The following is a 26,082-nucleotide window of genomic DNA, read 5'->3' as shown; positions in this document are numbered from 1 at the left end:
GTTGTGAGTCCAATCATTCTTCCCTCCGATGACGGCGGCACAGCCAAGGCGAGCCTCGCCGCGCTGGCGCTGCTGGAAGCGGTGCGTGCCGAACTCGAACGGTTGCAGCTTCCCCTAGAACTGCCCGGAACGCAGGAAGCACGCAACACGGCGAAGGCGTCGCTGAGGCAGCTCGAGGACTACATTCTGCCGCGCTACCGCAGCCTGGAGGCCCCGCTGCTGGCCGTGGTGGGCGGCTCCACAGGCGCCGGAAAATCAACGCTCGTCAACGCGCTGGTGGGGCACCCCGTGACCCGGGCCGGAGCCATCCGCCCCACCACCCGCCAACCCATCCTGCTCCACCACCCGCAAGACACCGACTGGTTCAGTTCCACGCGGGTCCTACCCTCCTTGGCCAGGATCCGCGGGGAACGCGCGCCTGCGGGCACCGCCGCCACCGAGGCGGGCCCCACCCCCGACCCGGCCGCCATGAACTCACTGGCTCTCGTGGCCGATCCGGCAGTGCCAAAAGGAGTGGCACTGCTTGACGCGCCCGACGTCGACTCAGTCTCCGATGACAACCGCGAACTTGCAGGCCAGCTCCTGGCGGCAGCGGACTTGTGGCTTTTCGTCACCACCGCAAACCGCTATGCTGATGCCGTCCCGTGGCGGCTGCTGCTCGATGCCGCCTCGCGGGACATTCTCGTGGCCGTGATCCTTGACCGAGTACCCCAAGGCGCCCAGACGGAAGTCAGTGCCGATCTGCGCTCCATGCTGGGGCGCCAAGGATTGACGGGCGCGCAGCTTTTTGTGGTGCCGGAGACCGCCCTTGACGAACTCGGCATGCTGCCGTCGGAGGCCACGGCACCTATCAGGGCCTGGTTGGAGGGCATGGCAGCCGACGTTTCCGGCAGGGCGGACATTGCCCGTCGCACCCTCAATGGCACCGTGCGGGCGCTCTCAGGCAAGGTGGAACTGCTGGCCTTGGCCGCCTTGGACCAGCTTGAGTCAAGCTTGCAGTTGACCGACGACGTCGTAGCCGCCTTTGAGGATGCCGCCACCAAAATTTCCCACGCCACCAGTGACGGCTCGCTGCTGCGCGGGGAAGTCCTGGCCAGGTGGCAGGACTTTGTGGGAACAGGTGATTTCTTCCGGGCCCTGGAAAGCGGCATTGGCAGGGTCAGGGACCGTGTGGGCGCGTTTTTCAGGGGGCAACCGCCTCCGGCCGTGCAGGTGGAGGCTGCCATCGAAACCGGGCTGCAGGCCGTCATCGTGGCCCAGGCCGCCCGGGCCGCCGAGGACGCCGACCAGCGGTGGCGGGCCGATCCCGCCGGCAGGGCGCTGCTAAGTGCGCAGGACCTTTCCGGAGTTACAGCAGATTTCCCCGCTACGGTTGCGGCGGAAATTAGGGCCTGGCAGTCGGATGTGATGGCCTTAATCCGCTCCGAGGGTGCGGCCAGGCGGTCGCAGGCGCGCTGGCTATCCTTCGGGGTCAACGGCTTGGGCGTGGTGTTGATGATCGTGGTGTTTTCGCTGACAGGGGGATTGACGGGGGCCGAGGTGGGAATCGCCGGAGGTACCGCCGTCGTGGGCCAAAAACTCCTGGAAGCGGTCTTCGGCGAGGATGCGGTGCGGCGCCTGACCCATGAGGCCCGGCAGTCCCTAGAAAAGCGGTGCGCGGCCCTTTTGGCGGGGCAGCAGCAACGCTTCCTGGAGCGGATCGGCCCGTTAAGCTCTGGTTCCTCCCCTGCCGTGGAACGGCTTGAGGCGTTGGCGAAGCGGTTGGCGACGCTGGGGGAGGGCGCATGAGCCGGCACCGGGAGGCGCGTACCGAGTCCTCGCTGGCGCAAAAGTTGGCCGCGCTGAACAAGGCCCGCGAACTCGGTGAGGGACGCCTGGACGACGCCGCCTTACAGGAGGCGTACGACGTTCTGGAACGGGCCACCTCGCGGCGCTCGCTCAGCGCCGGGCACACCGTGGTGGGATTCTTTGGCGCCACGGGCAGCGGGAAGTCCACGCTATTTAACGCCGTGGTGGGGGCCGGGGTGGCCACGGTTGCCGTGCGGCGGCCGACCACGAGTGAGCCGTTGGCCATGGTGTGGGAGCTAGCAGGGAGCGGGCCGTTGCTTGACTGGTTGAAGGTTGCCGACCGCCGTGAGGGCAAGGCGGTGCCGGGCCTGGGGGACGGCTGCGGGCTGATCCTTCTGGACCTGCCGGACTTTGACTCCGTGCAGTTTTCGCATCGGGAAACGGCACAGCGACTGGCCGGGCAGGTGGATGTCCTGGTGTGGGTGGTTGACCCGCAAAAGTATGCTGACGCCGCCATCCACCATGACTTCATCCGGCCCTTTTCGGCCCACGGGGCCGTGACCATAGTGGTGTTGAACCAGGTGGACACGCTGGCCCCCCACGAGGTCAAGCCCGTGCTTGCCTCACTGGCCGGTATCCTCGACCGTGACGGTTTGACCCACGTTCCGGTGCTGGCTGTTTCGGCACTGGCGGGAACCGGTGTGTCCGATCTGCGTACGCGGCTGTCCGCCGTCGTGAAGGCTAAGGCAGCCCAGTCGGCACGGCTCGCCGCCGATGTTGCCGTGGCAGCGCGCAGGTTGGCAGAGGCCTCGGGAACGGGTGAGGCTGCGGGGGTTCACCAGCAGGAGCGGAGGGCCTTGGCCGCCGGGTTGGCGCAGGCCGCACATGTGGAGCCAGTAGTGGCTGCCGTGCGTGCCTCCTACCGCTTGGAGGCCACGAAGCGGACTGGTTGGCCGCCCACGCGGTGGATCTCGAAGTTCCGCAAGGACCCCCTGCGCCAGTTGAGTTTGCGCAGAGAAGGTGACTGCGCTGTTAACCGAACCTCGCTACCGCAGGCTGGCGTCGCCGAGCAGGCGCAGCTCGATTCAGCCGTACGCGACTTTGCTGACGCCGCCAGTGCCGGGGCCTGCGGTCCGTGGCGTGCCTCCATCCGGGCGGCTGCGCGCAGCAACCGCCAGGGCCTCACTGACGCGTTGGATCAGGCGGTGGCTTCCACCGATGTGAAGGCCAATGCGCGGTCCTGGTGGTGGCCGGTGTTCTCCGCCATCCAATGGCTGGCCCTGCTAGCGGCCGTTGCCGGCTTGCTGTGGCTTGGCGTGCTGGCCGGCCTGGGATACTTTCAGATGCCGGTCCCTGAAGCGCCGAAAGTCGAAGGCTGGCCCGTGCCCACGCTGCTCGTGATCGGCGGTGTGGTGTTGGGAGTCTTCCTGGCGCTCACCAGCAAATTCATCGCCGCGGCAGGTGCGGCACGTCGTGCGTCCCAGGCACGACGGCGGCTGCGCGAGAGTATCGGTGCCGTGTGCCAAACACTGGTGGTGGAACCCGTCGAGGCCGAGATTGCCCGCCATCGCGCGTTTCAGGACGCCCTCGCCGCAGCATCTTAGGCCATCGCGTCGCGGCACTTCAGGAGCGTGCGCAAGTTGCGGGTCGTCGTCGTGCTCTTGTAACGGGCCCTGGCGGAAAGCTTGCTGAACGGGCTCTCCAGCGTGCCTCCGGCTGGGGCCAGCCAGGCCAAGGCCTCAGGGCTTAGACGGCGCAGTTCGGTGGCGGGCAGGTCGCGGCCCAGCGCCTCAAGCTCGTCCAGCATGTCCGGCTGCGAGGAAAGCGTCACATAGCTGTGGGTGGCCTTGTCGTCGGCAGGGTAGGGGCAGGTCTCGATGATGGACTTCAGCCGAGGCTGGTCAAGGACCACCACCCACGCGTCGTAGCCAAATTTTTCCCGCAGGCAGTCTTCCACCAGCGCCTTAACTTCTGCGACTGGCGCATCGCTTGAGCACACCACGTTCCCGGAGGCCAGCAGCGTCTTCACGTTTTCAAGCGGCAACGCCGCCAGGGCCAAGCGAAGCTCGGCCATCTTGATGTTAATGCCCCCGACGTTGATGCCACGCAGGAAAACGGCGCAATTAGTCATGGGGAAACACTACGCGCCTGTGAGTTCTACCCGTGAGTTCTAGTCGTTGCTTTTGCGAAGGGCCTCGGTCAGGATGCGGGAAGCGTTGCATACGATCTCGGCGTGCAGGCGGCCGGGCTGGCGGGTCAGGCGCTCAATGGGGCCGGAGATAGACACCGCCGCAATGACGCGGCCGGAGGGGCCGCGGACGGGCGCCGACACCGAGGCCACCCCGGGCTCACGTTCGCCCAGGGACTGACCCCATCCACGCCGTCGTACACCGGCCAAAACGGTGGGTGTGAAACGGGCGTTGTGCAGGCCCTCGAGCAAACGCTCGTGATCTTCCCAGGCCAGCAACACCTGGGCGGCGGAGCCGGCCTTCATGGTCAGCTGGGTGCCTACGGGAATGGTGTCGCGCAGGCCGATAGGCCGCTCAGCAGACGCCACACACACGCGGGAATCGCCCTGGCGACGGAAGATCTGGGCGCTTTCACCGGTGGAATCACGCAGTTGCAGAAGTACGGGGCCGGCGGCGGCAATCAGGCGGTCCTCACCGGCGGCGGAGGCCAGTTCCACGAGGCGGCTGCCCAGCACAAAACGGCCCTGCATGTCGCGGCTGACCAGCCGGTGATATACCAAGGCAAGCGCCAGCCGGTGCACTGTTGGGCGGGCCAAACCGGTGGCCGCAACAAGCTGGGCCAAGGTGGTAGGTCCTGCCTCCAGTGCATCAAGCACGAGAGCCGCTTTATCGATAACGCCAACGCCACTAGAATTGTCCATGTAATGATATTGACGTCTCATTATGTGAGATGCAAATCGACGGGCTAGCTTCTGTGCCAACGGGGCTGGAACAGTAGGACTATACAAACCACAGGTGCGCGTTCCAGTCATTCTACTGGAGGCACGCATCTCAACAGATGAAGGGAGCTGGCCGTGACCGAGGCAACCACACCCGAAGCGCACGACTCAGCAAAGCTGCCGACCGTTTCGACGACGACTGCGCGAAGGACCGCGAAGACGCTCGCTGAAAAAGTATGGCGCGACCACGTTGTCAAGCAGGGCGAGGGTGACGGCGATGCCGCACAGCCGGACCTTCTCTACATCGACCTTCACCTGATCCATGAGGTCACCTCGCCCCAGGCCTTCGAGGGTTTGCGGCTGGCCGGTCGGCCATTGCGCCGCCCGGATCTGACCATTGCCACGGAGGATCACAACACCCCCACGCTGGACATCTTCAAGCCGATCGCGGACCTTACCTCCCGCACCCAGATCCAGACGCTGCGCAACAATTGTGCCGAATTCGGTGTGCGCCTGCACTCGCTGGGCGACGCCGAACAGGGCATCGTGCATGTGGTGGGCCCGCAGCTGGGCCTGACCCAGCCGGGTATGACGGTGGTTTGTGGAGACTCGCACACTTCAACGCACGGTGCAGTGGGCGCCCTCGCTTTTGGTATTGGCACCTCCGAGGTGGAGCACGTCATGGCCACCCAGACACTGCCGCTGAAGCCGTTCAAAACCATGGCCATCAACGTCGAGGGCACGCTGCGCCCCGGCGTGACCTCCAAGGACGTCATCTTGGCCATCATCGCCCAGATCGGCACCGGTGGTGGCCAGGGCTACGTGCTCGAATACCGTGGATCGGCCATCCGTGCACTGTCCATGGACGCCCGCATGACCGTGTGCAACATGTCCATCGAGGCGGGCGCCCGTGCTGGGATGATCGCCCCGGACGAGATCACCTTTGCTTACCTCAAGGGCCGCGCTCATGCACCGGTGGGTGCGGACTGGGATGATGCCGTTGAGTACTGGAAGTCCCTGACAACAGAGGACGACGCCGAATTCGACGCCGAGGTGTTCCTAGACGCAAACACCCTGGAGCCCTTCGTCACCTGGGGCACCAACCCGGGGCAGGGCGTCTCCCTGAACGACGCCGTTCCGTTCCCGGAGGACTTCGGCGACGAAAACGCCAAGGCCGCCGCCGAACGGGCACTGGCCTACATGGACCTCGAAGCAGGCACCCCCATGAAGGACATCCGTGTCGACACGGTTTTCCTGGGCTCTTGCACCAACTCCCGCATCGAGGACCTGCGCGCCGCCGCGGACATCATCCGCGGCCGCGAAAAGGACCCCAACATCCGCATGCTGGTGGTGCCCGGATCCGCCCGCGTCCGCCTGGAAGCCGAAGCCGAGGGCCTGGACAAGGTGTTCGTCGACTTTGGTGCCGAGTGGCGTTTTGCCGGTTGCTCCATGTGCCTGGGTATGAACCCTGACCAACTGGAACCGGGGGAGCGTTGCGCCTCGACGTCCAACCGCAACTTTGAAGGCCGCCAGGGCAAGGGCGGGCGCACCCACCTGGTCTCACCCGTCGTCGCAGCCGCCACGGCTGTTCGCGGCACCCTCAGCTCGCCGTCGGACCTCTTGCCGGTGGTCGAGCCTGTCGAGACCACATCCGCCCAGACCGTAGCGTAAGGAGCTCACACCATGGACAAGTTCTCCACCCACACCGGTATTGGTGTCCCGCTGCGCCAAAGCAACGTTGATACCGACCAGATCATCCCGGCCGTGTACCTCAAGCGGATCACCCGTACCGGCTTCGAGGACGCCCTGTTCTCCAGCTGGCGCAAAAACCCCGAATTCATCCTCAACCAGGAGCCGTACAGCGCTGGCTCCGTGCTGGTGGCAGGCGCCGACTTCGGAACCGGTTCCTCCCGCGAGCATGCTGTTTGGGCGCTGAAAGACTACGGCTTCAAGGCCGTGCTCTCCTCACGCTTTGCCGACATTTTCCGCGGCAACTCGGGCAAACAAGGCTTGGTGGCCGCCGAGGTGGCCCAGGACGACATTGAGCTGATCTGGAAAGTCCTGGAGAACGCTCCGGGGACGGAGGTCACTGTGGACCTGGTGGCCAAAATGGTCACGGCGGGCACTGTTGTGGCCCCGTTCCAGATTGACGACTACACCCGCTGGCGCATCCTGGAAGGCCTGGATGACATTGGCCTGACGCTGCGCGACGAACCGGCCATCACCGCGTTCGAGGCCACGCGTCCGACCTACAAGCCCACCACGCTGCCGGCGAAAAGCTAGTCCCCGAGCCCTCCCCAACTTCAGCCGTTCGTGCGGCTTCTGCTGTGGACCACTGGGTGTGTGGCCCCAGGGGTGCGTGGCCTCAGCACACAGGAAAGCCGGTCCATCCCTCCCGGGAAGGGCCGGCTTTTTGCTGCCCCGATTACAGCCGGAGCACACCCGGGGGGCCGTTGTGGTGATCCGCTCCTGGCCGGCCAGCGGCGAATCACCACAACGGCCCCCCGGACCTCGTTGACGCTACAGATTTCGCGACGGCAGGCCGGCCGCGTGCAACAGGCCAATGAGCCGCTGTGGGTCCTGGAGGTCTGCCCACACCCATCGAACCACTTTGTAGCCGAGCGCTCGTAGCCGGTCCTCCCGCTTTTTCTCCTCAACCACCACCTGGGACGGGGTCTTACCCTTGAGGAAGCGCTGCGCTGAGTATTTCTCGAAGCCATCGAATTCGCCAAGAATCTTCAATTCCTTCCATTCAAAGTCCGGATAGCCGATGAGACCCCGGTCGTCGTAGTACGAATTTTGCAAAACCGGTCGTGGGAAGCCGTGTTGGATCATGATGGCACGGCTCCATGACTCACCCGCCGACTGCGAGAGCCCGTCCGCCACCTCCAGAACTCTTTCCACCCTGCGCCGCTGCGTGCCATTGGGAAGCAATGCAGCTGAGGCACGCACATGGTCAGCAGTGAAGATCAGATTTACATTGTGAGGAGAGCCCGGCAGGATCTCGCGCTGCATCAACTTGTCCATGGCGGGCAGCGACTGGGACAGTGGCAGCTGCAGCGCCAGATCGCGTGCGGTCTCCGCCGGCGGGGTGACCTTGAGCCCAAACATGGTCCACGGTACGGGATCGCCCTCCACCGAGCCGGTGCGGCGCACCCCCTTGCTGCTTTGGCCCCCGCGCAGGCCCGGGGCCACGACCGTTTGAACCTGGCGCGGCGTATGAATCAGTGGCAGTCCCATGACCAGAGCTGCGGACTCGCGGGCAAAAATCGGATGACGGCTTGCCAGCACATCAACTGCCTGGATCCGCATCCGTTCCTGCTCCCACGGCTTCATGCTTTCCCACACCGAAGCTGGCAGATAAAGTCCCCGGCGTACCCTGACAAGTTTGCCGGAGGCAGTCTGGCGAGAAAGCCTTCGGGCCGAGTATTCGTCCTCATATTTGCTGTCCGCGGTGATAAACGGCGGCACCTGGAAAACTGTCATGCTTCGATGATCCATCCGGGGAACGGGCCTGGCATCTTGAATCGTGGCGATTGTGGAAAGTACCGGGCACCCCGGGCCTGTGGAGGAGGCAAGGGTGCGGGTCGCCACCTGTTCCGGGTACGACAGGGCATTCAGAGGGGGCCGTTGTGGTGACTCGCCCCTGGCCGGCCAGCGTCGAATCACCACAACGGCCCCCTCTGTTGCGGAACCGATTCATAGCGGTGGCGAATCACCACAACGGCCCCCGCGGTGGGACGCATTTGGTTCCGGCCAGGGCGCCCGGATACGCCTGGGCCAAGGGACGACGCCGGATCCTGCTCCCGCGGAAACCGCGCGTTCGCTGCCCGCCAGCCTCCAGCAGGGACAGCCATTTCAGCATCTAGTGGGGAGAAACTATGCTTGACTGAGGCCCGGCGAAGGTTCGGCGGGTGGTGGTGGAACGAAGGATTAGGTGAAGATGAGCAGGATTCTGACGGTCCGTGGCGGTGTCCCGCTCAAGGGACGCATCCAGGTACGTGGTGCTAAGAACTTAGTCCCCAAGGCCATGGTGGCCGCATTGTTGGGCAATGCGCCCTCCACGTTGCGCAATGTCCCGGAGATCAAGGATGTGGAGGTTGTGACCTCGTTGCTGCAACTTCACGGCGTCACGGTGGTGAAGGACCCCGTCACGGGGGACCTGACACTGGACCCGGCCAACGCCAAGACTGCCTCCAGCTCGGAGATCAACACCCACGCCGGTGACTCCCGCATCCCCATCCTGCTGTGCGGACCTCTCATTCATTCCATTGGTCACGCGTTCATCCCGGACCTGGGCGGCTGCAAGATCGGTGACCGACCCATCGACTACCACCTCGAGGTGCTGCGCAAATTTGGTGCTGTGGTGGACAAGACCGGCGGAGGCATCCTCATTTCCGCCCCTCACGGGCTCAAGGGCACCAAGATCAGTCTGCCCTACCCCAGTGTTGGCGCCACCGAACAAGTGCTGCTCTCCGCCACCCGGGCCGAAGGCATCACCGAGCTCAGCGGTGCGGCCACGGAGCCGGAGATCATTGACCTCATTGCGATCTTGCAAAAAATGGGCGCCATCATCTCGGTGCAGACCGACAGGACCATCCGCATTGAAGGCGTGAACGAACTCAGCGGCTACGTGCACACCGCCCTGCCCGACCGCAACGAGTCCGCATCCTGGGCGTCTGCCGCGCTTGTCACTGGCGGTGACATATACGTCGAAGGCGCCAGCCAGCGGGACATGATGACGTTCGTGAACACCTTCCGCAAGATTGGTGGCGGCATGGACATCCACGACGACGGCATCCGTTTCTACCACAAGGGCGGGGACCTGAAGCCGCTAGTGCTGGAGACCGATGTCCACCCGGGGTTCATGACGGACTGGCAGCAGCCGCTCGTGGTGGCCCTGACCCAGGCCGAGGGTGTCTCGATCGTGCACGAGACCGTCTACGAGAACCGGTTTGGCTTCACCAACGCGCTGACCAGGATGGGTGCCAACATCCAGCTCCACCGCGAGTGTCTGGGCAGCGTCCCCTGCCGCTTCGGCCAACGGAACTTCATCCACTCGGCAGTCATCTCCGGCTCCACCCCTCTGACGGGAACCACCATCGACGTCCCCGACCTGCGCGGCGGTTTCAGTCACATGATCGCCGCCTTGGCCGCCCAAGGCACCTCCACCGTGACGGGCATTGACATCATCAGCCGAGGCTATGAGAAGTTCACGGCCAAACTTGACGGGTTGGGCGCCGATTTTGACGTGCACGAGTCCAGTAAAGTCTTGAGGTAGGGTCGTGGCCGCTGACGTTTCCGGACAGGACCTGCCCGGCCGGCGCAAGCCAGCACGCAAGCGCCCCTTCAAGCCCGTTGGTATGAGTCTGCGGACCTGGATGGTGTTTGCGTTTGTGGCCGGCGTCGCCCGGACCGCGATCACCCTGCTCATGGGCAAGGAATGGTATGGCCTTGACCGACTGCCGGTCGACGAGGGCTTCATTGTGGTGCCCAACCACTGCACCGAAATCGACCCGATCGTGGTCGGTCACCTGCTCTACAACCAAAACGTCATGCCGCACTTCCTGGCCAAGGACGGTTTATTCAAGACCCCGATCTTGGGACCCATCCTGCGCGGCGCACAGCAGATTCCTGTTGAGCGCAGCGGAGCAGGGGCCGGCACGTCGCTGTCCTTTGCCCAGAAGGTGCTCGACGGCGGCGGCGCGGTGGTGGTCTATCCCGAGGGCACCCTTACCCGTGATCCGGATCTGTGGCCCATGAAAGGGCGCACGGGGGCGGCCAGGCTGGCCCTGGGTACAGGTGTCAAGGTCATCCCCGTGGTGCATTGGGGGGCGCAGGAAGTGTTCCCCCGCTATGCCAAGGGCTTCAAGATTTTCCCGCGCAAGAAGGTGAAGGTCGTGGTCGGTGACCCTGTGGACCTGAGCGCCTTCGCCGGGCATGCGGCCGACAAAGCCACCCTGGAGGCCATGACCGATGTCATTATGGTGGCCATTACGGCCATGCTGGAGGAGCTGCGCGGCGAGAAGGCCCCGGCCCAGCGCTGGGACCCCGCGGCCCACCACCAGTCAACCCATGGCAGATTTGAGGAGCGCGGCTCCCAAGGTCACAAGCAGGATCATCAGAAGAACGACGTCGGACCAACAGAAACAGGTGATCCCCAGTGAGCTACGTGGATGGCATTGCGCCGGTCAAGATCGCGGTCTTGGGTGCCGGCAGCTGGGGAACCACGTTCGCGAAGATCCTCGGCGACGCCGCGGCAGGCACGGATCGCAAGATCGTGGTGTGGGGCCGGCGCCAGGAGGTGGTGGACCAGATCAACATCCACCACCGCAACCCGCGCTACCTCTCCACCACCGAGCTGCCCGCCAACATCGGCGCCTCCACGGACGCCGTGGAGGTACTCAGAGACGCTGAGCTGGTGGTGCTTGCCGTTCCCGCCCAAACGTTGCGTGAGCAGCTGCGCGGGTGGGCCGGTCACCTGGCTAAGGACGTCGTCGTCGTCAGCTTGATGAAGGGCCTGGAACTGGGCACCGACCAACGCATGTCCCAGGTCATCGAGGAAGAGCTGGGGCTCACCCCGGACCGGGTAGTGGTGATTTCTGGCCCCAATTTGGCCATGGAAATTGCCCGCCAGGAGCCCACCGCCTCCGTGGTGGCATGTGCCGATGAGAACACCGCAAAATGGGTGGCGAGCGTGTCCACGCCGCCATACTTCCGCCCCTACACCGTCGATGACGTGGTGGGCGTGGAGATTGGCGGGATCGTGAAGAACGTCATCGCGCTATGCGTGGGCATTTGCGAGGGACAAATGGTGGGCGACAACACCAAGGCCTCGGTGATCACGCGTGGCCTGGCGGAGACAACACGGCTGGCACTGGCGCTGGGCGGCAAGGCCGAGACCATGGCCGGGCTGGCCGGGCTGGGCGATCTAGTGGCAACTTGTTCCTCCTCGCTGAGCCGCAACCACACGGCCGGTCGCATGCTGGGCGAAGGCCTCACCCTAGATGAGGTCAACAACCGCATGACGCAGACGGCAGAGGGCATCAAGTCCGGCCGTGCCGTCTCGGACCTGGCAGCGAAAATGGGCGTCGATATGCCCATCACCAACGCGGTTGTGGGCGTGCTTGAAGGTAAACTGACTGTCGATGAACTGGGCCCGCTGCTACTGGCCCGCCAACTGAAATCCGAAGGCGACTAACGCGTGACTACTGATTCCCCCGCCCCAACACCGCGCATTCGTGTCGCCATCTTGTTTGGCGGGCGCTCCAGCGAGCACGCCGTCAGTTGTGTCACTGCCGCCGGCGTGTTGGGCGCCATCGACCGTGGAAAGTACGACGTCGTCGCCATCGGTATCGCGAAAAATGGCCAGTGGGTTTTGGCTGGGGACGAGGTTTCTGGGTGGTCGTTGGCGGGCGGAGCACTGCCGGAGGTCAAGGCGGGGGGGCAGAGCGTTTCGCTGGCACACCTTGGTGGTGGACACCAGCTGGTGGTGCAGGAAGCAGCCCAGGTTCCGCAGGAATTGGGGGTCGTGGATGTGGTTTTCCCGCTGTTGCACGGACCGTGGGGCGAGGATGGCACCATCCAGGGCATGCTGGAACTAAGCGATACCCGGTACGTGGGTGCGGGTGTTTTGGCGTCGGCCATTGGTATGGACAAGCATTTCATGAAGGTGGTTTTTGAAGCGGCCGGACTGGCTGTGGGGCCGTTCATTGCGGTGACCGACCGAGAGTGGACCGTCAATCCCGGGCGTGTGCGCGATCGGGTTTCCGCTCTTGGCTTCCCCGTGTTTGTGAAGCCTGCCCGCGCCGGATCCTCCATGGGCATCTCCAAGGTTGATTCGGTCGACGGGCTGGATGCCGCGATTGCCGCGGCACGTGAGCACGATCTCAAGCTGGTCATTGAGGCTGGCATTGTGGGCCGCGAAATTGAAATTGCCGTCCTGGAGGGCCGGGGGAGCGCTGCCCCTCGCGTCTCGCTGCCGGGCGAAGTCACCATGATGGATGGGACCCATCACGCGTTTTACGATTTTGAGGCCAAGTACGTCCACGGCGACGCAGTGACGCTGAGCTGCCCGGCGGACATGCCCGAAGTAGACCTCGCCCGAATCCGGGAACAGGCAGCACTCGCGTTTGACGCCGTCGGGGCCGAGGGCCTGTCCCGGGTGGACTTCTTCTACACCGCGGCCGGGGACCTGATCATCAATGAAATCAATACGATGCCCGGTTTCACGCCCAGCTCCATGTACCCGCAGATGTGGGCCGCGTCCGGGCTGTCCTACCGGGACCTCATCGACGAGCTTGTGCAACTGGCACTGACCCGTAAGGTTGGCCTGCGCTAACGCCGGCGGTCGAGCCAGTCAGTACCCAATGCCCGTGGGCAATACAGCTAGCTCACCTCACTGCGCCATTGGATTTGACCTGCGGGCAAGCCGGAGTTCGTCACCGCTAAACTTAGAGGGTGGCTGATCTTCGAAAAACTCCCACTACACAATCTCACAGCGGGACACTCGCTCTTGGCCAGTTGGCGCCAAGCAACTTATGAAAAACCAGGAGCACATCCCTATGGCCACCGATTCAGGCGCTGCCCCCACCATTTCGTGGATACACGACGGCGAAGAGCGCAGTGCAAGGTGGCGTTCGATCAACGGATCTCCGGCACCGAAAAATGTGGTGTTGGTGGATGACTCCCTGACGGCCGACGACGCCTACCGGCTCGCTGCCCAGGGTAAGGCCATGCTGTGGCACGGTGACTATCACAATGCCCGCCAGCTTCTTTCCGCCATGGCGCGGCGTACGCCGGCGGGCAAGAAGCGCGACGGCGAGGACGTTGCGGACGCTTTCTACCGCTACCGGCAGGCCCGCTCCCAGCGCGCCAGGATCCTGGGACTGCTGCTCGTCCCGCTGGAGCCGGGCCCCGGCGTTGCCCTGCGCCGTGCACCGGACATCTCACAGGCTTGGCTTGGTGCTGCAGGGGAAGTTCATGGGCCGGAGGTGACCCCGCTGCAGGATGTCCTCGGGGCCATCGGCGCCTATGAATGGCGCAGGAACGGCCTCTTTGTTGACGTCCTCGATGCTAAGATCCATCCGCACTATGGAACCTTTGCCCCCATCCGCAGCGAGTACCTGGAACTGGTGGCCCAGGCGCCCCTACCCTCCACGGACCTGGCCTTTGACATTGGCACCGGCACCGGCGTGCTGGCGGCGATCCTGGCCAAACGTGGCGTGCAAAAAGTCATCGCGACCGACAGTGAGCCCCGGGCCATCGCCTGCGCCCAAGAGAACATCGCCTCCCTAGGCCTTGCGGGCCAGATTGAACCGGCGCTGACCGACATGTTCCCGGACGGTCGGGCGCCCATCGTGGTGTGCAATCCGCCCTGGTTGCCGGGCACCCCGCACACCTTGTTGGACAATGCCGTCTACGACCCCAAGAGCCGCATGCTCAAGGCGTTCCTGGCCGGGCTGCCCGGTCACCTGGAACCCGGGGGAGAGGGCTGGCTGATCATCTCAGACCTGGCCGAACACCTGGGCCTGCGCAGCCGCGAGGAACTGTTGGACTGGATTGAGGCGGCCGGGTTGGTGGTGCTGGACAAGCGGGACACGCCGGCCAGGCACCCGCGCTCCATGGACCGCAGCGACCCGTTCTTTGACGCCCGCTCACGGGAGGTCACCTCACTCTGGACGCTCGGGCTCAAAAGCTAGCCCGGCCCGCCATGGGCTATTTGCCAGCCGGTAGCTCCAGGTCCTCGGTCCCGACACAGGCCCGGGTCGCCGGGATCTTGGCGGCGGCATTGGCAAGTTCGGGCAGGACCGAACTTGAGGCAATTTTCTTCGGGTCAAAGATGATTTCCGTCGCGGGATTGCGGCCATAGGTGGTTAGTGTCCACGCCGGGTCGCCCTCTTTCATGACCCAGTCGACACCGTTGACACTCACGCAGCTGTCAGTGGTGGGCCCCGGAACCGGCACACCGCACCGCAAGATGAGCAGGGATGGATCTCCCCAGGCGGCCGTGGCCTGGCTCGAGGTGGTCCGCTTGGGTGCGTCGGCGAGGCTGTCGGGCAACGCCACCATCATCGGCGCGCACGCAGGATTATTGGAGTCCTCGGCCGCAGACACCTCCACGGACGGGGCGCAACCGGTCAAGAGCACAAGGGCACAAACAGCCAAGGGAGCGGCAATCCGCCCGGACAGAGATTTCAAACGCATGTTTCCAGCCTATCCGCTGAACAGGGCAGAGGGTGCCGCGTTGCCCAAGTCTGGGAGTTGCCGATGAGTTAGGTCTCAGAGCTGCAACAATGCTGCAATCCGCCAGTCTGGCGGGGCAAATTGGGCACAAGTGGTGGCACTATTGCGACTATGAGCGAAGGTGATGGTGCCCCTGGTTCGGCACGACGTAGACGCAATATAGGCCGCGGCGTGCTATGGAGCGTGCTGGCCGTTTTTGTCATTGCGGCAGTGGTCAGCGGACTGTTTGTGGCAAATCTGGCTCACAACTTCGACGCCAATGTGCAACGTCTCCCCACGACCTTCCCCAACGACGTGTCCCGGCCCGTGAAGCCAACGCAGGGTCCGGCGTCGAACGCGGAGAACATCTTGCTATTGGGCAGCGACAGTCGAAGCGACGACGTGGATCTGGCCGAGCAGGGCCTGCCCTCAAACCAGCGCTCGGACACCATGATGTGGGTCCATATTCCAGCGGACCGCAAAAACATCTACATGATCTCGATCATGCGGGATACCTGGGTCACCATCCCCGGACATGGCGAGGCGAAGATCAACGCAGCCATGGCGTACGGGGGAGTGCCTTTGGTGGTGCAAACGGTGGAAGGCATGTTCAATAGCAGGATCGATCATGTGGCTGTGGTTGATTTTGAGGGTTTCAAGGCCGTCACCGATGTTCTGGGCGGGGTCACTGTGAACGTCCCGATTCCCTTCACCTCCACCCATGGAAATTACACCTTCCCGGCGGGGCCGCAGAAGATGACTGGTGATCAGGCCCTGGGTTTTGTGCGCGAACGCTACGCCTTTGTGGACGGCGATTACCAGCGGGTCAAGGATCAGCAGATCTTCCTCAAAGCGGTCTTGAACACCATTTTGACCCCGTCCACCCTGGGTAACCCCATCACGGTCACCAATCTGGTCAAAGATGTTTCACCCTATGTCAAGGTTGACCAGGATCTCACGGCCCCAACACTGGCCGCACTGGCCTTGAGTCTGCGTGGGGTGCGCGGCTCGGATGTGAAGTCGTTCACCCTGCCAACCCTGGGCACCGGGACCAGTGCCGATGGCCAGTCGATCGTTTTGCGCGACGACGCCGCCATCTCGGCCATCGCTGCTGCCCTCGCCAATGATTCCATGGGGTCATACATGGCCGGCGCCGGGCTGCACTAGAAGTCCATCTGTCTGGAATCACAGACAAGTTTGTGGGTGCGCCCATGCACATTACCTGCTCCTTGGGCTTAGATAAGGGATAAGAGATTTTGTGGTCGGCCAGACACGTTGCGGATACCCTTCCTGCGGGCCCCACACCGACGAACACAAAGGAAAACACCATGGCGACGATGCACGATCCTTCCCGTTCCATTCGCGCAGACCGCGGAACCACGTTGTCTGCCAAATCGTGGCAGACGGAGGCGCCGTTGCGGATGCTCATGAACAACCTCGACCCGGAGGTTGCCGAGCGCCCAGAGGACCTGGTGGTGTACGGCGGGACCGGACGGGCAGCCCGTTCCTGGGAAGCGTATGACGCGATCGTGGCCACGTTGAAGACCTTGGACGACGACGAGACCCTCTTAGTACAGTCCGGCAAGCCTGTTGGTGTGTTCCGCACCAATGTGTGGGCGCCCCGGGTGCTGCTGGCCAACTCGAACCTGGTGGGGGACTGGGCTACGTGGCCGGAGTTCCGCAAGCTCGAGGCCGAGGGCCTAATGATGTACGGGCAGATGACGGCCGGTTCCTGGATTTACATTGGCACTCAGGGCATCCTGCAGGGCACCTTTGAAACCTTCGCCGCCATTGGTGAGAAGCGCTTTGGCGGCACGCTGGCCGGGACATTCACGCTGACCGGCGGCTGCGGCGGCATGGGCGGGGCGCAGCCCCTAGCCGTGACGCTCAACGGCGGCGCATGCCTGATCGTCGACGTGTCGGCGGAGCGCCTGCAGCGCCGGGTAGGCAAGCGCTACCTCGACGAGGTTGCCCCCGACCTGGACTCAGCCCTGGCCCGGGTGCTTGAGGCCAAGGCGTCAAAGCGGCCAGTGTCCGTGGGTGTCGTCGGCAACGCTGCGGAGCTCTTTCCCGCCATCTTGGCCCGCCACCGGGCAGGTGAGTTCACGGTGGACATCGTCACAGACCAGACCAGCGCCCATGACCCGCTGTCCTACCTGCCCACTGAGTTCTCTGTGGAGCAGTGGGCCAGTGAGGCTGAAGCGGACCAGGAGGGCTTCACAAAGAAGGCGCAGAACTCGATGGCCCGCCATGTGCAGGCCATGGTGGAATTCCAGGATGCCGGCGCCGAGGTCTTTGACTACGGCAACTCCATCCGGGACGAGGCTCGTAAGGGTGGCTACAGCCGCGCCTTTGACTTCCCCGGCTTCGTCCCGGCTTACATCCGCCCACTGTTCTGCGAGGGCATGGGCCCGTTTCGCTGGGTTGCGCTCTCCGGCGATCCCGAGGACATCCTGGTCACTGACGAAGCCTTGAAGGAACTGTTCCCGGACAACGCCCACCTACACCGCTGGATCAACGCAGCCCAGGAGCACGTGGAGTTTGAGGGCCTGCCGGCCCGCATCGCCTGGCTGGGCTATGGCGACCGGGCCAAGGCCGGCGTGCTGTTCAACCAGCTTGTAGCCGACGGCCGCGTTTCCGCGCCGATTGTGATCGGCCGCGACCACCTCGACTCCGGTTCCGTGGCCTCACCTTACCGCGAGACCGAGTCCATGAAGGACGGCTCCGACGCCATCGCTGACTGGCCGCTGCTGAACGCCATGCTGAACACCGCATCCGGCGCCACCTGGGTCTCCATCCACCACGGCGGCGGCGTGGGAATCGGCCGTTCCATTCACGCCGGCCAGGTCTCCGTGGCAGATGGCACGCCGCTGGCCGCGGAGAAGCTGGCCCGGCTGCTGACGAATGATCCCGGCATGGGCGTCATCCGCCACGCCGACGCCGGCTACGAGCGTGCCATCGAGGTCGCCGCCGAACGTGGGGTCCGAATCCCCATGCAGGAGCAGTAGGCGCCCCAGTTTGACGGCGAAGACCCCGCCGCGGATTCATTTCCGCAGCGGGGTTTTCACTTTTGCTGGCCCGCGCCGTGGCGGGCCGGGAGTGGGTGGTGGGTGCCCGGCGTCGTGCATCACTTCCTCCAGTAGTACGGAATGGTGGTGGAGACCTTCAGCAGGCCCGAGCGTTCCAAGATGGGGCGCGAAAACTCGGACGAGTCGCTGTGGACCAAGGTCTTGCCCTGCGCCATCGCGGAGCGGGCCCGTGCTGCGGTCAGGGCCCGGTAGATGCCACGGCCGCGGTAGGCCTCGAGGGTGGCCCCACCCCAAATACCAACGAATTCCGTGCCGTGCACCGGCTCGAGCCGGCCGCAACTAACCATGCGTCGCTCAATTTCCGCAACCCAGAGTTCCATGCCGTCGTTGCGGTCCAGGCGGGCCAGCAGGGCATCAGCCTGGCGTGTGTCGACTGCTTCGCCGAAGGCCTCGTCGGCCATGGCGGACATGGCACGCACGTCGTCCTCGGTGGTGACTGTCCGCAATGTGACGCCAGGGGGCACAGGAGCGTTGGTGCATAAGCCCTCGAGCGGGCCCATCATGATGGATTCGGCCTCTTCGGCGACGAACCCTAGCGCCACAAGGGCCTCGGGCAGCCCCGGAGAGGCATCGTGCAGGCGCGCCTTCCACTCAACCTTGTAGATCTCGGGATCTGTGCGGTAGTGGGCCAGGGCGGCGGACACCAGCCCCGGCATGTCCGCAGCCACGGCTCCGCCCAAATCCCTATACGTGATGAAGCCAAGACCTCCCGCAAAGGTGGCCAGTCGCAGCGGACCCCAGCGGCTCACGCGCAATGCGCTGGGCGTTTCGGCGTCGGTGCGCAGTTGTTCGTCGTAAGTAAGAAGGTAGCGCTCTTTAATGTCCATTGGCAGCAGTTTTGCAGGATTGGACGCCCGGTGCAATGGGTTGGGCGCTATGTGGGCCGCTACTGGCGGTAGCCCTCAACCTCGCTTTCCGAGCGCAGTTGCGCGTCGTCGGGATTTGCGCCTGCACGGATTCTCGCCCCGCGCTGGCGCAACAGGTCCCAGCACCGGTCCAGCTGGACCTCGATGGCGCGCAGCTCTGCAGCGCGCGCGGGCAGTTGGGACTGATCGGCTGTGGCTTCCCGCAACTCTTGTTCAGCCCGGACCAGCTCCTCGATCATGTGGTGCACTTGGCTGTTGTCCATCCCGCATCTCCTTGGTTGTTGGTTGCGCTGACCTACGTCACTATCCAAATTCAGGGTAGTTCGGTTTTCTGGCGACGGCGAGGGCCAAGCGATGTCAGTCCCACCCGCTACGGTTAAAGCATGAGACTCACCGTGGCCCAACTCTCCGAATCCGAGCTTCTGGCGCGCATCTTCCCGCGCCTGCACGCCGGCACCTCCACGATTCTGGGCCCCGGAGACGACGCCGCCATCATCGCCGCCCCCGACGGCCGCACCGTCATCTCCATCGACACCCAGGTACAGGATCAGGACTTCCGCCTGCGTTGGCCCAATGGCTACGCCACCACCGGCTTTGATGTGGGATGGAAGGCCGCCGCCCAAAACCTCTCCGACATCAACGCCATGGGCGCCGAGGCCACCGCCATGGTGGTCAGCCTCACCCTTCCGGGCACGACGCCGGTCAGCTGGGTTGAGGACCTGGCCGACGGTTTGAGCGCGGCCATCGTTGCACTGGGTGCCGGCGCGTGTTCGGTGGCCGGTGGGGACCTCTCCGCTGGTTCGGAACTCGTTGTCACAGTGGCCGTCACCGGCTCCCTGGAGGGACGCGATCCCGTGCTGCGCAGCGGGGCCCGCCCCGGTGACCAGATAGCTGTGTGCGGCAACCTCGGAGTGTCCGCGGCAGGCTGGGCACTGCAGGAAAGCACGATCGTCCCGGACCGGTACACACCGGCCGCCGCGCATGCCGCTGAGCTGTTCAACAGGCCGTGGCCTCCGCTGGTTGCCGGGCCCGCCGGTGCGCGTGCCGGAGCCACCGCCATGATGGATATTTCCGACGGCCTACTGCGCGACGCCGGGCGCCTAGCCGCGGCCAGCGGCACCGGATTGGACCTGGACGCCGGCGTTCTTAGAGAACTCGCCACCGCTCTGGAGGACACCGCTGCCGCACTGGGGGCAGACTCGCTGGAGTGGGTCCTCACAGGCGGGGAGGATCACGGTATTTTATCCACATTCCCTGCTGCCACGACACTTCCAGCCGGGTTCATTAGGATAGGCTCGGTAGTGTCTGCGGAAGCCAATCAACCGGCTGTCACCATCAGCGGACAGAACTTACGAAGCGTCATAACAGGCGCTGTGGGATGGGACCATTTTGCAGTCTAAGATTGCCGCCACTGCCCCCGTAATTCGCCGATGGCTGGCCATGGCGGAACAAACCCTTGCCAATCACAGCGACCGGCTCAACGCCATCAACATCTACCCGGTCGCGGATGCCGATACGGGCACAAACCTCTACCTCACCGTCAGGTCGGCGTCTCAGGCGTTGGCCGACATGGAGCCGTGCGACGTCGGTGCCACACTCGCCGCCGCCGCCCGTGCCGCCATGGAACAAGCCCGCGGAAATTCGGGCACCTTGTTTTCGGTGTTCCTTAGCGCCATGGCCGAACCTCTGGCCGGCCAGTCCCGGCTCAGCGCACCCTTGCTGGCGGCATCCTTGCAACGCGCCCAACTGCGGGCCTGGAGCGCTCTGAGTGAACCCGTGCCCGGCACCATGCTCTCGGTGTTGGAGGCTGCGGCGCGCGGGGCATCGATCATGGAGGGGTCCCTGAACGGGGATGACTCCAACCAGGCGCTGGCTCAAACCCTTGACGCAGCAGTGCAGGCCGCCTACGACGCAGTGGTGCTCACCGAATCCCAGCTGGGCGTCCTGGCCGACGCGCATGTGGTGGATGCCGGAGGCGTGGGGCTGCTGCTGATCCTTGACTGCCTGCGCTCCGTGGTTTTGGGCGAACCGCTGCAGGAGCAACTGCTGGACGGGCTCTCCGGCTACAAAGTCCAGGACCCCAACATTGCCCTGACCATGCCGGAGCAAGACGGTGTGGAAGTCATGTGCACCATCAACTTGACCCCCTTGGCGGCGGCAGGGCTGCGAATGCAACTGGACGAGCTGGGTGACTCTGTCATCATGAGCGCCGTGACCGAAACAGCCGATGACACAGGCGCGTACCCGTGGCGGGTCCACGTCCATGTTCCGTCGCCCACCATAGCCCTTGACGCCATCCAGGCCGTGGGTGATCCAAGCAATGTGAGCATCTCCGCGCTCAGCCCCACTGCCGCCAACGACGCCCATGACCTCCTCTGACCCCAGCGCCGCCTATACGGATCTGGGCCTGGAGCTGTCACGGCTGGTGGGTGTCGCCACGGCCAAATCGGTGGCCAAGGCGCTGGAAATCACCACCGTCGGGGAGATGCTGCACCAATTCCCGCGCCGCTACCTGGCCCGCGGGGACCTGACCGATCTGAACCAGCTGCCCTTGGATGAGGAAGTCACCATCCTCGCCCGCGTCGTGGGCCTGTCCACCCGGTACATGCAAACCCGCAAGGGCACCATCAGCGACGTTGTCATCACCGACAACTCGGGCCGGCCATCGGCGCTGAAGATCAGCTTCTTCAATGGTTTCAAGGCGAAAAAGGAGCTCCAGCCCGGTGTGCTGGCCATGTTTTCAGGCAAGGTCACCCTCTACGGCGGGAACAAGTCACTCACCAACCCCGGCTATGTTCTGTTGCCCGACGACGAACTGGCCGAGCACGAGGTGGAGGTCCAGGCCGCCAAACCCGTGCCCATCTACCCGGCAACGGCCAAATTCCCCAGCTGGAAAACCGAGGATGTCATCGAGGCCCTGCTGCCAGCCCTTGACTTGGCGCGCGTGCCGGATCCGGTGCCGCCGAAGTTTGCCGCACGGGAAAGACTGATCCCGCTGTGGGAGGCCTATGAGCTGATCCACCGGCCCACCAGCATGGAGGACTTCCCCCGCGCCAGGAAGCGGTTCCGCTACCAGGAAGCGCTGGCCCTGCAGACCTCTCTGGCCCAGAAACGGTTCGAGGCTGTGCACCAGGACGCCACGGGTCGGCCGTTGCGCCCGGGCGGTCTGTTGGACGCGTTCGACGCGCAACTGCCCTACACGCTCACAACGGGGCAGCGCGAGATTGGCGAGGTGATCGCCGCGGAGATTGCGGCGGGCCACCCCATGCACAGGCTGTTGCAGGGGGAGGTGGGTTCGGGCAAGACCGTGATCGCTTTGCGCGCCATGCTTCAAGTGGTCGACGCCGGAGGCCAGGCGGCGTTCCTGGCCCCCACCGAGGTTCTCGCCGCCCAGCATCTGCGCTCCATCGCCGCTCTGCTGGGCGGGCTGGGCTCCGGGCCCCTCCTGGGCGGCCCCCACGCCACAACGCTGACCCTGCTGGCGGGATCATTGACGGCAGTCGCCCGCAAGAAGGCTATGCTGGCCGCCGCCTCCGGGGAGGCCGGAATCGTAATCGGCACCCACGCGCTGCTGTCCGAGAATGTGCAATTTGCCGATCTGGGCCTGATTGTTGTTGATGAGCAGCACCGTTTTGGTGTTGAACAGCGCGATGCCCTGCGCTCCAAGGCGCACAAGCCTGCGCACCTTTTGGTCATGACGGCCACCCCCATCCCGCGCACAGTGGCCATGACCGTTTTTGGTGATCTGGAAGTCTCCGAGCTGACGGAGTTGCCGGCCGGGCGCGCACCCATCACCACCCATGTGGCCCCGTTGGCCGAGCACCCGGGCTGGGAGAAGCGGGTGTGGGCGCGCACCCGGGAAGAGGTCGACGCCGGGCACCAGGTCTATGTTGTTTGCCCGAAGATCGGTGACGACCCAGATTCGGTGATCGAGCCGGCCGAGATCAGGGGCGGTGAGGCGCGCCCCATGGCCGGGGTGCTTGACGTCGTCGAGTATTTGCGCACGGTCCCGGCCCTAACAGGCACCCGCATCCAGGCACTTCACGGCCGGCTGGACACAGGGGACAAGCAGGAGACCATGGCGGAGTTTACCGCCGGTAACATTGACGTTTTGGTCTCCACCACGGTGATCGAGGTGGGTGTGGATGTCCACAACGCCACCTTGATGGTGATCCTGGATGCCGACAGGTTTGGGATGTCACAGCTTCACCAGCTGCGTGGGCGGGTTGGGCGCGGCGGTCATCCGGGGACGTGCCTGCTGGTGACGAGTCTGGAACCGGGGCATCCGAGCCGGAAGCGCCTGGCCGCTGTGGAGGCTACAATTGACGGGTTTGTCCTGGCGCGGGAGGACCTGGAGTTGCGGCGCGAGGGTGACATCCTGGGGGCCAGGCAGTCAGGCGGGCGGACCGGCCTGCGCATGCTCAGCGTGTTGCGAGATGGGGAACTGATCGAACGCGCCCGGGCGGATGCCACAGAGATTGTGGCGGCCGATCCGGGCCTTGAGTTCCACCCGGCGCTAAAACTTGAAATTGAAACGTATGTGACGGAGAAGAATGAGGCATTCCTTGAACGTGGCTAGTGAACCAAAGACGTGCGAGGCAGTGCAGTGAGCCGCATTGTTGCCGGGGCAGCTGGCGGCATGCCGCTGGTGTCGGTGCCCGGGGAAGGCACCAGACCCACCACGGACAGGGTCAAGGAGGCGTTGTTTTCCCGGCTCGAGTCATTGAACATGCTCGCCGACGCCCGGGTGCTGGACCTCTACGCCGGGTCCGGCTCCCTGGGGGTGGAAAGCGCCAGCCGTGGAGCCAAATCGGTGGAGTTGGTGGAGTTCAACGACAAGGCCGCCGCCGTCTGCCAGCTTAACGCCGAACTTGTCAACAAGGTCTTGGGGTCCAAGGTGGTGAAGGTTCAGCGTTCCAAGGTTGAATCGTTTATGGCACGCGTAGCCGACGCGGGCGTGGACCAGTGGGATCTGGTCTTCTTGGACCCGCCCTACCCGCTGACCGAGGAGGAACTCACCTTGGTGCTGGAGTTATTGGGGCCCCGGCTGAGCAGCTATGCGGTGGTTGTGGTGGAGCGCTCTGCCCGCACGCCCCAGCCGAGCTGGCCGGTGTCGTTGGAGCTGTTGTCGGGGAAGAAATACGGGGAGACACGGCTCTGGTTTGCCGAGCCGGCGGGGGAGTAGCCAGCTGGCTCATACTGCTCCGTTGAGGGGTCACATCGCCGCGGTGCTTACGAGCCGTTGAGGGGTCACATCGCCGCGGTGGCCGCCAGACGGGGACGCCAAAATTCCTCGGCTGTACTCGGCCTACGCCAAGAAATAGCGAGTATTTTTGGTCCTAGCGGACTTCACCGGCCAGGCGCTCTGGTCAGGGCTGGCCCATAACTTCATATTCAGGCCGTTGGGATTCGTCCTGGCTTCGGGCCAGGGTTCACCGCCGCGACCGTTCCTCTTCGTTGAAAGGACCTGGTCATGCAATACATAACCCCGTTCATACCCGCAGTCGTTGTGATTGTTGCTGTGGTGATAATCCTCCTGCTGATCCGGGCTGGTGTGAAAATGATGTGGCAGGTGGCCGAACCCAATGAGGCCTTGATCATCTCCGGTTTCACCCGTGGCAATGTGGGCACCACCGACGGCATGGACTTTAAGATCGTCACCGGCAAGGGGGCCTTCGTGATCCCGGGCCTGCAAACCGTGCGGACGCTGTCCCTGACACTTAATGAGACCGAACTGCAGGTCAACTGCGTCACCTCTCAGGGCATCCCGGTGGTGGTCCAAGGCGTGGTCATCTTCAAAATAGGGGATTCGACGCCGTTCATCGCCAATGCCGCCCGGCGTTTCCTAGGGCAGCAGCCCAAGATGGAAAGCCAGGTGTACAACGTCTTTGAGGGTCATCTGCGTTCCATCATTGGCAGCATGACGGTGGAGGAAATCATCAGGGAACGCGACAAGCTCGCCTCCCAGGTGCGCAGCGCCAGCGGCATTGAAATGGAGAAGCTGGGACTGGTGGTGGATTCGCTGCAGATCAAAGATTTGGAAGACCCCACCGGCTATATCCAAAACCTGGCAAAACCGCACATTGCCCAGGTGGTCATGGAGGCGCGCATCGCCGAGGCCACACGGAACCGTGAAGCGGCCGAAAAGGAAGCGGAGGCGGCCTCGTTGATAGCCGACGCGCAAAGCATCTCGGCGATCAGACAATCGGCGGCGCTTGCCAACGCGGAAACGGCCAAGGCTAACGCCGCTCAGGCAGGGCCGCTGGCTGAGGCAAGCGCACGTCAGCAGGTGGTGGTGCAGGAAACACAGGTGGCCAAGCTGGAAGCTGATCGTGAGGAGCAAAAGCTGCAGACCTCCGTGCGCAAACCGGCCGATGCCAAGGCGTACGCGCAACGCACCGAGGCGGAGGCCCAGAAAGCCGCTGATATCAGTGCAGCCGAGGCCCGGGCACGGAAGACCGAGCTTGAGGCGCAGGCCAATGCGACGGCGGCCGCGGCCACCGCCGGAGCCACCAGAGTCACCGGTGAGGCAGAAGCAGCCGCAACCAAGGCGCGTGGGGACGCAGCGGCGTCGGCTATCAAGGCCAGGGCACTGGCCGAGGCCGAGGGCATCAAAGCTCGTGCGGAGGCCTTGGGAACCAACCAGGAAGCCGTCATCAGCCAGCAACTGGCCGAAAACATGCCGGCCATTGTGGCAGCCGCCGCCGAACCATTTGCCCATGTGGGGCAGCTGACGGTGCTCAACGGCGGTGACGGCCTAAACACCATGGTGGGCGGCATCCTCTCCCAAGTGGGCAACTACCTTCCGGCGCTGACGCACGCGCTCAAGAACGGGAAAACGCCAGCACCACAGCCGCCGGAGACGCCCCGTGCGTAGGGATCTTGACCGGAGCCTGACGGGGAAGATTGGCCGTGTCACGGGGATGATCGGTCCGGATACTCTAGGCGAGGTCATGCTGGCTTTCCAGGGCGGCACCAACGCGTTCATGGCCTGCCCCTACGACGGCACAAGTTATTATCCTGTCGGCGAGAGGGTCCTCGTGATGTATTTCGAACCGCCGCAGACGGTCTATGTGGAAGCTATGCCCGAGTTTCTCAAACACGATGAATGAGCGGCGCCGCGACTGACGCTGCTTGAGGGGCGCGCTTATTGGTGTGAGCAGCATTGCCGCAGTGCACATCGCCGGGTGCCGATGCGCCGCGGCCG

The 26,082-nt window shown here is 64.3% G+C and carries 23 protein-coding genes; 17 read left to right on the top strand and 6 right to left on the bottom strand.

Going from position 1 to position 26,082, the window contains the following annotated elements; translation table 11 throughout:
• Positions 1-3: 3 nt before the first annotated feature.
• Entirely contained in the window at positions 4-1,788 is a 1,785-nt protein-coding gene (locus AOC05_RS09575; RefSeq protein ID WP_231687085.1) for a dynamin family protein, read from the top strand.
• A complete protein-coding gene (locus tag AOC05_RS09570) occupies positions 1,785-3,392 on the top strand; it encodes a GTPase (protein WP_062007024.1) in 1,608 nt (535 codons plus the stop codon). The genes AOC05_RS09575 and AOC05_RS09570 overlap by 4 nt, the downstream gene beginning before the upstream one ends.
• Here the strand turns inward: AOC05_RS09570 and AOC05_RS09565 are convergent.
• Positions 3,389-3,919 (bottom strand): DUF1697 domain-containing protein, encoded by a 531-nt coding sequence (locus AOC05_RS09565; protein WP_062007023.1) that lies wholly within the window; start codon positions 3,917-3,919, stop codon positions 3,389-3,391. The two genes, AOC05_RS09570 and AOC05_RS09565, sit on opposite strands and share 4 nt — an antisense overlap.
• Before the next feature lie 39 nt (positions 3,920-3,958).
• On the bottom strand, positions 3,959-4,678 hold the full coding sequence (locus tag AOC05_RS09560) for an IclR family transcriptional regulator (RefSeq protein ID WP_062007022.1): 720 nt from the start codon (positions 4,676-4,678) through the stop codon (positions 3,959-3,961).
• A 195-nt stretch (positions 4,679-4,873) separates the two neighbouring features.
• On the opposite strand from AOC05_RS09560, the gene leuC reads away from it, so the two are divergent.
• Positions 4,874-6,367, top strand: coding sequence for a 3-isopropylmalate dehydratase large subunit (gene leuC, locus AOC05_RS09555; RefSeq protein ID WP_062009602.1), 1,494 nt, complete (start codon positions 4,874-4,876; stop codon positions 6,365-6,367).
• A 12-nt stretch (positions 6,368-6,379) separates the two neighbouring features.
• Complete coding sequence (gene leuD, locus AOC05_RS09550; RefSeq protein WP_062004918.1) at positions 6,380-6,979, top strand: 3-isopropylmalate dehydratase small subunit; 600 nt, start codon at positions 6,380-6,382, stop codon at positions 6,977-6,979.
• Between the two features lie 237 nt (positions 6,980-7,216).
• Here the strand turns inward: leuD and AOC05_RS09545 are convergent, their stop codons facing one another.
• Positions 7,217-8,182: a type IV toxin-antitoxin system AbiEi family antitoxin domain-containing protein gene (locus AOC05_RS09545; protein ID WP_062007021.1), complete on the bottom strand. Its 966-nt coding sequence runs from the start codon at positions 8,180-8,182 to the stop codon at positions 7,217-7,219.
• A 457-nt stretch (positions 8,183-8,639) separates the two neighbouring features.
• Here AOC05_RS09545 and murA point away from each other — a divergent pair, with 457 nt between their 5' ends.
• The 5 genes from murA (at position 8,640) to AOC05_RS09520 (ending at position 14,397) form a co-directional block, all read left to right on the top strand.
• Entirely contained in the window at positions 8,640-9,977 is a 1,338-nt protein-coding gene (gene murA / locus AOC05_RS09540; protein WP_062007020.1) for a UDP-N-acetylglucosamine 1-carboxyvinyltransferase, read from the top strand.
• An 82-nt stretch (positions 9,978-10,059) separates the two neighbouring features.
• Positions 10,060-10,863: a lysophospholipid acyltransferase family protein gene (locus AOC05_RS09535; RefSeq protein ID WP_062009600.1), complete on the top strand. Its 804-nt coding sequence runs from the start codon at positions 10,060-10,062 to the stop codon at positions 10,861-10,863.
• A complete protein-coding gene (locus AOC05_RS09530) occupies positions 10,860-11,897 on the top strand; it encodes an NAD(P)H-dependent glycerol-3-phosphate dehydrogenase (protein WP_062007019.1) in 1,038 nt (345 codons plus the stop codon). Before AOC05_RS09535 ends, AOC05_RS09530 begins: the two co-directional genes overlap by 4 nt.
• Before the next feature lie 3 nt (positions 11,898-11,900).
• Positions 11,901-13,037 (top strand): D-alanine--D-alanine ligase family protein, encoded by a 1,137-nt coding sequence (locus tag AOC05_RS09525; protein ID WP_062007018.1) that lies wholly within the window; start codon positions 11,901-11,903, stop codon positions 13,035-13,037.
• A 223-nt stretch (positions 13,038-13,260) separates the two neighbouring features.
• Complete coding sequence (locus tag AOC05_RS09520) at positions 13,261-14,397, top strand: methyltransferase (RefSeq protein ID WP_062007017.1); 1,137 nt, start codon at positions 13,261-13,263, stop codon at positions 14,395-14,397.
• A 16-nt stretch (positions 14,398-14,413) separates the two neighbouring features.
• On the opposite strand, the gene AOC05_RS09515 is transcribed toward AOC05_RS09520, so the two are convergent.
• The gene (locus AOC05_RS09515; protein ID WP_062007016.1) at positions 14,414-14,902 is read right to left on the bottom strand and encodes a DUF3515 family protein; all 489 of its coding nucleotides are present in this window, start codon (positions 14,900-14,902) and stop codon (positions 14,414-14,416) included.
• A 150-nt stretch (positions 14,903-15,052) separates the two neighbouring features.
• On the opposite strand from AOC05_RS09515, the gene AOC05_RS09510 reads away from it, so the two are divergent.
• Both AOC05_RS09510 and hutU read left to right on the top strand, forming a co-directional pair.
• The gene (locus tag AOC05_RS09510) at positions 15,053-16,087 is read left to right on the top strand and encodes an LCP family protein (protein ID WP_062007015.1); all 1,035 of its coding nucleotides are present in this window, start codon (positions 15,053-15,055) and stop codon (positions 16,085-16,087) included.
• 161 nt (positions 16,088-16,248) lie between these two features.
• On the top strand, positions 16,249-17,928 hold the full coding sequence (hutU, locus tag AOC05_RS09505; RefSeq protein ID WP_062007014.1) for a urocanate hydratase: 1,680 nt from the start codon (positions 16,249-16,251) through the stop codon (positions 17,926-17,928).
• A 119-nt stretch (positions 17,929-18,047) separates the two neighbouring features.
• Here hutU and AOC05_RS09500 read toward each other — a convergent pair whose 3' ends face one another.
• Together AOC05_RS09500 and AOC05_RS09495 are read right to left on the bottom strand one after the other, a co-directional pair.
• Positions 18,048-18,836 carry a GNAT family N-acetyltransferase gene (locus AOC05_RS09500; RefSeq protein WP_062007013.1) on the bottom strand — a complete coding sequence of 263 codons (789 nt, stop codon included), beginning with the start codon at positions 18,834-18,836 and terminating at the stop codon, positions 18,048-18,050.
• Positions 18,837-18,895: 59 nt separating this feature from the next.
• The gene (locus tag AOC05_RS09495) at positions 18,896-19,138 is read right to left on the bottom strand and encodes a DUF2630 family protein (protein ID WP_062007012.1); all 243 of its coding nucleotides are present in this window, start codon (positions 19,136-19,138) and stop codon (positions 18,896-18,898) included.
• Between the two features lie 120 nt (positions 19,139-19,258).
• On the opposite strand from AOC05_RS09495, the gene thiL reads away from it, so the two are divergent.
• The 6 genes from thiL to AOC05_RS09465 all read left to right on the top strand — a co-directional run bounded on the left by thiL (position 19,259) and on the right by AOC05_RS09465 (position 25,987).
• Positions 19,259-20,275, top strand: coding sequence for a thiamine-phosphate kinase (thiL, locus tag AOC05_RS09490; RefSeq protein WP_062007011.1), 1,017 nt, complete (start codon positions 19,259-19,261; stop codon positions 20,273-20,275).
• Positions 20,276-20,297: 22 nt separating this feature from the next.
• Entirely contained in the window at positions 20,298-21,254 is a 957-nt protein-coding gene (locus AOC05_RS09485; RefSeq protein ID WP_062009598.1) for a DAK2 domain-containing protein, read from the top strand.
• Positions 21,241-23,454 (top strand): ATP-dependent DNA helicase RecG, encoded by a 2,214-nt coding sequence (locus AOC05_RS09480; RefSeq protein WP_062007010.1) that lies wholly within the window; start codon positions 21,241-21,243, stop codon positions 23,452-23,454. The genes AOC05_RS09485 and AOC05_RS09480 overlap by 14 nt, the downstream gene beginning before the upstream one ends.
• A 27-nt stretch (positions 23,455-23,481) precedes the next feature.
• Positions 23,482-24,060 (top strand): 16S rRNA (guanine(966)-N(2))-methyltransferase RsmD, encoded by a 579-nt coding sequence (rsmD, locus tag AOC05_RS09475; RefSeq protein WP_082357895.1) that lies wholly within the window; start codon positions 23,482-23,484, stop codon positions 24,058-24,060.
• Between the two features lie 288 nt (positions 24,061-24,348).
• Positions 24,349-25,752 carry a flotillin family protein gene (locus AOC05_RS09470; RefSeq protein ID WP_062007009.1) on the top strand — a complete coding sequence of 468 codons (1,404 nt, stop codon included), beginning with the start codon at positions 24,349-24,351 and terminating at the stop codon, positions 25,750-25,752.
• 76 nt (positions 25,753-25,828) lie between these two features.
• Positions 25,829-25,987, top strand: coding sequence for a hypothetical protein (locus tag AOC05_RS09465; protein ID WP_231687084.1), 159 nt, complete (start codon positions 25,829-25,831; stop codon positions 25,985-25,987).
• Positions 25,988-26,082 lie beyond the last annotated feature (95 nt).

The sequence above is a fragment of the Arthrobacter alpinus genome, assembly GCF_001294625.1.
Lineage (GTDB): Bacteria > Actinomycetota > Actinomycetes > Actinomycetales > Micrococcaceae > Specibacter > Specibacter alpinus_A.
Note: the sequence above shows the minus strand (reverse complement) of the source record. Positions and strands in the feature narration are given on the sequence as shown.

Bases quoted from the DNA above. Each gene is read 5' to 3' on its own strand.
- AOC05_RS09570 (WP_062007024.1), top strand. From the start codon at position 1,785: ATGAGCCGGCACCGGGAGGCGCGTACCGAGTCCTCGCTGGCGCAAAAG.
- AOC05_RS09565 (WP_062007023.1), bottom strand. From the start codon at position 3,919: ATGACTAATTGCGCCGTTTTCCTGCGTGGCATCAACGTCGGGGGCATT.
- AOC05_RS09560 (WP_062007022.1), bottom strand. From the start codon at position 4,678: ATGGACAATTCTAGTGGCGTTGGCGTTATCGATAAAGCGGCTCTCGTG.
- leuD (WP_062004918.1), top strand. From the start codon at position 6,380: ATGGACAAGTTCTCCACCCACACCGGTATTGGTGTCCCGCTGCGCCAA.
- AOC05_RS09545 (WP_062007021.1), bottom strand. From the start codon at position 8,182: ATGACAGTTTTCCAGGTGCCGCCGTTTATCACCGCGGACAGCAAATAT.
- murA (WP_062007020.1), top strand. From the start codon at position 8,640: ATGAGCAGGATTCTGACGGTCCGTGGCGGTGTCCCGCTCAAGGGACGC.
- AOC05_RS09535 (WP_062009600.1), top strand. From the start codon at position 10,060: ATGAGTCTGCGGACCTGGATGGTGTTTGCGTTTGTGGCCGGCGTCGCC.
- AOC05_RS09520 (WP_062007017.1), top strand. From the start codon at position 13,261: ATGGCCACCGATTCAGGCGCTGCCCCCACCATTTCGTGGATACACGAC.
- AOC05_RS09515 (WP_062007016.1), bottom strand. From the start codon at position 14,902: ATGCGTTTGAAATCTCTGTCCGGGCGGATTGCCGCTCCCTTGGCTGTT.
- AOC05_RS09510 (WP_062007015.1), top strand. From the start codon at position 15,053: ATGAGCGAAGGTGATGGTGCCCCTGGTTCGGCACGACGTAGACGCAAT.
- hutU (WP_062007014.1), top strand. From the start codon at position 16,249: ATGGCGACGATGCACGATCCTTCCCGTTCCATTCGCGCAGACCGCGGA.
- AOC05_RS09500 (WP_062007013.1), bottom strand. From the start codon at position 18,836: ATGGACATTAAAGAGCGCTACCTTCTTACTTACGACGAACAACTGCGC.
- AOC05_RS09495 (WP_062007012.1), bottom strand. From the start codon at position 19,138: ATGGACAACAGCCAAGTGCACCACATGATCGAGGAGCTGGTCCGGGCT.
- thiL (WP_062007011.1), top strand. From the start codon at position 19,259: ATGAGACTCACCGTGGCCCAACTCTCCGAATCCGAGCTTCTGGCGCGC.
- AOC05_RS09480 (WP_062007010.1), top strand. From the start codon at position 21,241: ATGACCTCCTCTGACCCCAGCGCCGCCTATACGGATCTGGGCCTGGAG.
- AOC05_RS09470 (WP_062007009.1), top strand. From the start codon at position 24,349: ATGCAATACATAACCCCGTTCATACCCGCAGTCGTTGTGATTGTTGCT.
- AOC05_RS09465 (WP_231687084.1), top strand. From the start codon at position 25,829: ATGCTGGCTTTCCAGGGCGGCACCAACGCGTTCATGGCCTGCCCCTAC.